Origin of the sequence: Paraburkholderia tagetis (assembly GCF_022213065.1) — a bacterium.
GTDB classification, from domain to species: Bacteria; Pseudomonadota; Gammaproteobacteria; order Burkholderiales; family Burkholderiaceae; genus Paraburkholderia; species Paraburkholderia tagetis.
Map to the genome: position 1 here is coordinate 1 of NZ_JAKLJA010000097.1, position 6,522 is coordinate 6,522.

A 6,522-nucleotide genomic window follows, 5' to 3' on the forward strand; every position below is an offset into this window, starting at 1 on the left:
ATACAAGAAGTGCTGCGGCGCTTAGGCAAACGGCAGTGGATCGCCGAGAAGTGGACTAACGCTCTCGAGCGTCGAGCCGAGACCGTGAAAATGGCGAGCAAGAACTCGGCACTCTCGAGCACGTGATCTGAGTCACCGTCAAAGTTCGCCGTCTCGAGCAGCGCATTGACCAGCGCAAACTGCTTCGCCGCTCGCGTCAACCAGCACGTGCTTCGCAAAACATCTGCCGTAATTTCTTATCGGACACGGCCAGATAGGGCCGAACGTGCTCCAGTTCGGCATGACCTAAAAGCTGCTGCACCGTCTCAATATCGTGCCCTTGCTCAACGAGGTTACTGGCAAACGAGCGCCGTCCCGAATGGGACGATCCGCCGCGTATCCCTGCATCCCTGTAGAGCTTTGTGACGTAGGCTTGGAGGCTGTCACACGCCGAGTAATCAACCGGCTCCCCGGCCTCGTTGATACGCCGCTTGGCGCTCATCGCAAACTTGCGGCCCTTGCCAGCAAGGACCAGGCAAGTTGACGGCGCGAGTCCTCGATAGCGCTCTGCGGTTAGCTCGGTTCCCATGCCGCGTGCAATGCGATGGTTCAGCTAGCACTCCAGAGCCGAAAGCGTTTTTGGATGCGTGAGGTAGACACATCGCTTCTCCCATATAGCCACAGTGAGGCGCATGTCGGATCGGCTTGCAAATATTGGGTTTATGGTCCGTGACGTGGATCGGCAACAGATTCGCTTCGAGCGGCCCGTCTACGCCGCATAAGCGGGGCGATGGACGCCTACAAGAGGGTCGGCCGAGATTCCAACATGCGAAGCTGCGCAGATAGGGGGCTCAGTGCCGGATTATGCGCAGCGACCGACGGACGCTGCTTGTAGGATGCATCTTGGGCCAACGTGATGAACATAATCGGCCCATACCCAACAGCGGGTATTCGTATTTCGCGGTTGATTTTGTCTTGTGCGGCGCGACGGACGCAGTGAGGCGTCAAGGGTTGAAGACGGCGTCGCAGATCGGCCAGTTGCAGCCCTTCGCTTACGGATGAGTCGGTCATCGAAACGGCAGCTTGACGTCCGACAGCGTCCGTTCGCCAAGCTCCTCTCTGCAAGGAATCATGGCTCGCGGCAGTTTCTTTTATAGAGCCGGCCCTGACTCATGCCGATAGATAAGCGTCAGAGAGATCGCTATTGAAAAGCCCGTCCACCGCTACGGGAGGATGCGATCAGCTGGTTCAAACGAGTCAGGCCGGCCGGCTTGACCAGATAGTGATCGAAACCCGCCTGCCTTGCGCGTTCGCGATACTCTTCTCCCGCGTAGCCACTCACCGCAATCAGCAAGGTATCCGCGAACCGGGGCATCGCACGTAACCGGCGCGCGACTTCGTAGCCATCCATCTCTGGCAGCCCGATGTCGAGCACAATGACATCCGGCTGAAAGTCCGTCGCGCATTGCAAGGCGGAAGGACCGTTCGAGGCGACCTTCACCTCTTGCCCATCGAGTCTGAGTACCATCGCGGTGCTCTCGCCCGCATCGGGATTATCGTCAACGACAAGAATTCTTTGTGCCGCGACGACTGGGCGCTCCTGCGGCGCGTCGGCGATTGATGATAGAGGCATCCTGACATGCGAAGGCGCCGGAAGCCGGACAACGAGCGTGCTGCCCCGGCCAGGACCGGCGCTGGAGGCATGAACGGTCCCGTGATGCAGTCCGACCAGCTTGTGCACGAGCGCGAGACCCAGCCCCAACCCCGCAGACGTGCGGTCCAGAGAGCGCTCGGCCTGCACGAACAGGGTGAAGATGGTCGGCAGAAAGGTCGCGGCCATGCCGATGCCGTTGTCGGCGACCGTCAGCACGGCCTCATTGCCATCGCGCACGAGAGCGACCTCGATGGCGCCGCCTGGAGGGGTGTATTTGACGGCATTGCTGAGCAGGTTGGTCACGATCTGCTCGAGGCGAATGGCATCGCCCTCGACTGCCAGGACCTCTGGCGGCAGGATGAGCGTAACCTTGTGCCGGCGTGCGTCGATCTCTGCCCGCATCGCGGCAACGCTGTGCTGCACGATTTCCACGAGATTGACGGGCTGCACATTGAGCTTGATGATGCCGCGTGTAATGCGTGACACATCCAGGAGGTCGTCAACCAAGCCGATCTCGTGATCAAGCTGGCGCCTCGCAAGCGCCCGCGCGTGCTGTTGTGTTTCCTGGTCGATGTTCTCGTGCCCCCAAACCTCGACGGCGTTGGCAATCGCCGCAAGCGGGTTGCGCAGTTCGTGAGCGAGCATTGCAAGAAAATCGTCCTTCTGGTGATCGGCCGTTTCCAGTCGTTGCACCGCGAGTCGATGCTCGGTCGTGTCTTCGATGCTCAGCAGGATCCGCGCCTGGCCCCGGCCCACCACACGGGCGCCGTTCAGCCGCATCGTACGCACGCCAATGCACGGGAAATCATGCGTGATCTGGAAATTCCGCACGACAGTCTGCTCAGGCAGGACCTCCTCAAGCAGGTCACGCAGACCCGGAATATTCCATTGGCCGTTGCCCAGTGTGTATAGCATCGCACCGATCGTGTCCTCGGGGCTCGTCTGGAAAGTGCTGTAGAACGCATGGTTGGCCCGCGTCACGCGCAGATCGGATTCCAGCACGAGCAGCGGCTCCGCCATCGTGTCGATGATTGCGTCGGCATAGTCGCGCGCAAGTGCGACTTCGTCGTGCAGCACCCTGAGTTCGTGATTGCGGTAGCGCAACTCATCGTTGGTGGTCGACAGTTCCTCGTTGAGCGACTGAAGTTCTTCCTTGGCGGTCTCGAGTTCTTCGTTGGTGCTCTGGAATTCCTCGTTGCTCGAGAGCAGTTCTTCCTCGCTGGATTTGAGCTCTTCCCGCGCGCTTTCATGCTCCTCGAGCATGGTTCGGATCTGCGTGCGCATCGCACCCAGTTCGGTCATCAGGCGCGCAATTTCCTCGTCCCTGGGATCAGGATGTTGCGCGGCAACCCGGCGTCCCAGCCGTTGCGTGATCGCCTGCCGCAACAGCGCCTTGAGGGGCACCTGGCCGCCCGGACCATCCGCATCCCTGGCCCCGCTCTCGAAAAAAATCAGGAACCAGCGGCCCTCGATGCCTGCCATCTGGACCGGATGGACTTCAACGCTCGCCGTCTGCGGCCCGTTCGTTCCCGACGTGCGCAATCCCGTCGTGCGCACCACCACACCGTCCTGCCGGACCTTCCTGACGCCTTCGCTGACGGCCAGATAAACCTCGGGCCGCGCAAGCCGCTGGAGGTTGCTGGTGGGCGGCCCGCTGGGATTGACCAGCCAGGCAGAGGTATCACCGCGATATTCGACGATGTTCAGGTCGTCGTCACAGAGCACCGAAGATGGCGCATACCGCGCAAGCGTAATGCGGTCGACTTCGGATCGAAGTGACGACGCTTCGCGCGGCTCGGACCGGCTCTCCCGTGCGCTCTCTGCAGGGGCAGCTGGCACGGCTCGCGGCGAATGCAGGCGAACCTGCGCCGGTGGCCCCAGCCGTGGCTTCTTGCTGTACAGTCTGCTGCGCCGGTTTTCGATGACACCAAAGAGTTCGGAGAAAGCGCCGACCGTCTCTGAGGGCCCAAGCATCAGCACGCCGTCGGGTTTCAACGCGTAATGAAAGAGCGGCATGACATTTCGCTGCGCCTGGCCACTCAGGTAGATCAGCAGGTTCCGGCAGCTCACGAGATCCATCCTCGAAAATGGCGGATCGCTCAACACATCGTGGCGCGAAAACGTGCAGAGGTCCCTGACCTGTTTATCGATGCAGTAATACTCGCCCTCGCGCACAAAGAACCGTTCCAGCCGTTCCGGCGACACATTGCGGGCGATGTTCTCGATGTACCGGCCTGTGCGTGCTACTTCGAGCGCCTCTGCGCTGATATCGGTGCCGAAGATCTGCACCGTCGTGGTTGCCGCATGCTCGCCGAGGTACTCGATCAGGCATATCGCGATGGAGTAGACCTCCTCGCCGGTCGCACAGCCGGGCACCCAGATCCTGAACGGGTCGGTGGATTCCTTGCCGGCAACGAGGCGCGGAAAGACTGTCTGGGTCAGGACTTCGAATGTTTCAGGATCCCTGAAGAACTCCGTCACCTGAATGAGCAGGTCCCGTCCCAGCGCGAGCGTTTCGGCCGGGTCGGACTCCAGCACGGTGACGTAGTCTGCCACCGATGTGACCTGCCGTAACGCCATGCGGCGCGCGAGCCTGCGCTGGACGGTGCCATTCTTGTAGCGGCTGAAATCGATATTGCAGGCCTGCCGGAGCAGGCGGAATATCGCGCGCAGGCTCGCTTCGGCGGGTTCTGTCGATATGCGCGTCGCGGTGGCGGGGACCGACCTGAGGTAGGGGTGGCGCCCGATCGCGATGATTTCCTTCGCGATATCACGCGGGGCAAGCACGCGATCGACGCATCCCTTGCTGATGGCCGCGTGCGGCATGCTGTTGAAGTGCGCTGTCCCCTCGTCCTGGGCAAACGTGATGCCACCTTCGCGCTGGATTGCCTGCAGCCCCAGAGCGCCGTCCGAACCGCTGCCCGACAGCACCACTCCGATCGCGTTGGAACCCTGATCCATCGCCAGGGAATCCAGCAGGTCATCGACGGGCATGGGTGGCCCGAGCGTCTCATCTCTCGGTCGCAGCCGGATGCGGCGCTGCGCAACCGACATGCTCGTGTTCGGGGGAATGACGTAAAGGTGATTGACCTCAATATCCATGCCGTCGGCAGCTTCAACAACCGGCATGGATACGCGCCTGGCCAGGATCTCAGGAAGAATGCTGTGACGGGACGGATCCAGATGCTGCACCACCAGAAATGCCATGCCACTGGCAACTGGAATGTCCGCCATGAGTTCGGAGATCGCCTCGAGCCCGCCCGCGGAAGCGCCAATTCCGACCAGCGGAAAGGTTGGCGACGTCGATTCGTCCGACGCTGTCGCAGATTGGGTCACGTCGTCTCCAGCGATGTCATAGATGATCTGGCCGTTGCTCGTGCGGAACGATTGCCGCATGAGCGCGTTTTCTTCAGGCAATAGTTGGTGATGCGTCTCGCGGTTTCTCAGGCTTCGCGTCGGGCATCGGCCCTTTCCGGCGCGTCAAGGGGCCGGCCGCTGCGAGCTTCTTCCTCATCGATCCAGGCTGCGAGAGCCTGACGGATGATCCAGCCACGCGAGCGGTCAAGACGTTCGGCAAGGCGGTCGACCCTTTCTGCCAGGGGGAGCGGGACGTGCGCAGTAAGCACGCGGGTAGTCGCATCGGGCATGGCGCTCCCCTTCATTTGCCGGGATTGACGAGGACGTGGGGTGCAATCCGCAGGGACCGATGAGCGACTGCCAATCGTCGCCCCGCACATTGCCACCTGCCCGAATTATAGCCGTGTCAATCACCTTGATTCGAACCGATTAATCTTCAGCGCGGCTGCACGTTTGCGCGGCCCGTCACGTGTGGGTCATCGCATGGATCATCCGTATAAGGTCGTCTGGCGTCCCTCCTTTCTGGCAATATCCGTCAAAGCCAACTAGCACCCCCCTCTCCTGGACTTCGTTTTCACCGAGTGCAGTGAAAGCCACGATGACCGCACTGCGCGTGGGGGCGAGCCGCCTGAGTACACGTGCTGTCGAGAATCCGTCATGCCGCGGCATATTGATGTCGAGCACGATGAGGTCCGGCACCCAGTGACGGGTCCACTCCATCGCCTCGATTCCGCTTGCCACGAAGCGCGCGTCTATGGCCTCCTGTCCGAGCGCAGCCGTCAGCGCGGCTCCTGATGCCGAGTTATCGTCGACGACCAACACAGCCGGAATGCTCCCGGCAAATTTGACCGATCGGTTTGTCCATATGCCGCAGCGAGCCATGTCATTTCCTCGTTGTAGACATAGGGTTACCCGCTGAGGCGCATAGCATGTGCCAGGGGGAGCGATGGATTTACAACAAAGCGAGCGCTGGGACATTGCATCGCGCTCGCCCGCGATGTTTCTGCTGAGAATTGCCATACGAGCCAGCGATTTCTCCCCGGTTCGCCGACCCTCGTCGTACCGACACCCTCCTTCAACGGGCTGCTACTGCTTTGGAAGCAGCTATTCAACGCGTACGGTGTCGAGTGGCTCTTGTGGGTCGAGCCTGTGTGAAAACGCGTTGATCGCCTAAACTGGATTAACTCGTTCAGCAAGGGTGACCGGATGAAGCGATTCATAGAAGCTGAAGATCGCAAGCAGGTAACGCTGCTTCCAGAGTGCCTTGATGACTTCGTCGCCGAGGACAATCCGGTCAGGATCATCGAGGCATTTGTCGAAGAGCTTGACCTTGCATCACTGGGTTTCGATGGCGCGATGCCGTCGACTACAGGTCGGCCGTCCTATCATCCGGGCGTGCTGCTTAAAATCTAAGCCCTCAACAAAAAGTGAATCTATAATCTGCGCCGAACCCCTGAAGGATTACATCGACATCGGCTTCAAGGGTTGGGGTGTCGCGGGCCTTGAAGGCCAGCCACTCGTATTTCATCTTG

The 6,522-nt window shown here is 60.7% G+C and carries 4 protein-coding genes and 1 pseudogene; 1 reads left to right on the plus strand and 4 read right to left on the minus strand.

Annotated elements, in window-relative coordinates; translation table 11 throughout:
* Nucleotides 1-196: 196 nt before the first annotated feature.
* From L5014_RS38210 to L5014_RS38220, 4 genes are all read right to left on the minus strand, one after another.
* On the minus strand, nucleotides 197-568 hold the full coding sequence (locus L5014_RS38210; protein ID WP_238469042.1) for a tyrosine-type recombinase/integrase: 372 nt from the start codon (nucleotides 566-568) through the stop codon (nucleotides 197-199).
* Between the two features lie 612 nt (nucleotides 569-1,180).
* Nucleotides 1,181-5,029, minus strand: coding sequence for a chemotaxis protein CheB (locus L5014_RS38215; RefSeq protein ID WP_238469043.1), 3,849 nt, complete (start codon nucleotides 5,027-5,029; stop codon nucleotides 1,181-1,183).
* Nucleotides 5,030-5,076: 47 nt separating this feature from the next.
* Nucleotides 5,077-5,370, minus strand: a complete 294-nt coding sequence (locus L5014_RS38735) for a ribbon-helix-helix domain-containing protein (RefSeq protein ID WP_338019400.1) — start codon at nucleotides 5,368-5,370, stop codon at nucleotides 5,077-5,079.
* An 85-nt stretch (nucleotides 5,371-5,455) separates the two neighbouring features.
* Entirely contained in the window at nucleotides 5,456-5,872 is a 417-nt protein-coding gene (locus L5014_RS38220; RefSeq protein ID WP_238469044.1) for a response regulator, read from the minus strand.
* 324 nt (nucleotides 5,873-6,196) lie between these two features.
* Here L5014_RS38220 and L5014_RS38225 point away from each other — a divergent pair.
* Nucleotides 6,197-6,400, plus strand: a pseudogene (locus L5014_RS38225) (transposase); the annotation flags it as partial.
* Nucleotides 6,401-6,522 lie beyond the last annotated feature (122 nt).